This window comes from Gluconobacter vitians (assembly GCF_015244565.1).
In the GTDB taxonomy this organism is placed as follows: domain Bacteria; phylum Pseudomonadota; class Alphaproteobacteria; order Acetobacterales; family Acetobacteraceae; genus Gluconobacter; species Gluconobacter vitians.
This window is the reverse complement of sequence record NZ_JABCQG010000091.1, coordinates 1-543: the sequence shown is the minus strand read 5'-3', so window position 1 is coordinate 543 and position 543 is coordinate 1. Positions and strand designations below refer to the sequence as shown.

At 58.6% G+C, this 543-nt stretch carries 1 protein-coding gene and 1 pseudogene; both read right to left on the bottom strand.

All coding sequences use genetic code 11. The annotated features are described in order from the left end of the window. Positions 1-328: transposase (locus tag HKD24_RS15660; protein ID WP_407646385.1), on the bottom strand; the 328-nt coding region annotated here is incomplete at its 3' end. Between the two features lie 47 nt (positions 329-375). After that, a pseudogene (locus HKD24_RS15655) lies at positions 376-543 on the bottom strand (transposase); the annotation flags it as partial.

Genomic DNA, 543 nt, shown 5'->3' with positions numbered 1-543 from the left:
TGCGGCCTTTGCGTGATGGAATGACTGGCAGGATCCCGTGGACCAGCAGTTCGTGGCGGAAACTGTCACTGTCATAGCCCCGGTCGGCCAGCATGGCTTTGGGGTTCGGGACAGGTAGCTTCATCAGGGCGTCTGTGGCTTTGTAATCCGAGACCTGGCCTCCGGTAAGGACAAAGCCGAGAGGGCGTCCCTGATTGTCACATCGGGCATGGATTTTGCTCGTAAAGCCGCCGCGTGACCGACCAAAAGCCTCCGAATAAGCCCCCCTTTTGCCCCAGTGGCCTGTGAATGGGCGCGGATTACGGTGCTGTCGATCATATGCCGCCAGTTATCAGTCAGCCCCAGATCTACCAGGGTCTGTAAAAGAGCATCCCAGACACCCTGTTCAGCCCAACGCCGGAACCGGACATAGACCGAGTTCCACTTGCCGTAGCGTTCATGCATGTCCCGCCAGGGGCAACCCGTTCGTAGAACATGCAGCATACCATTGAGAAACTGGCGATTGTCTCCAGATGGACGTGCCCCACGTCCACGCTCAGGCGG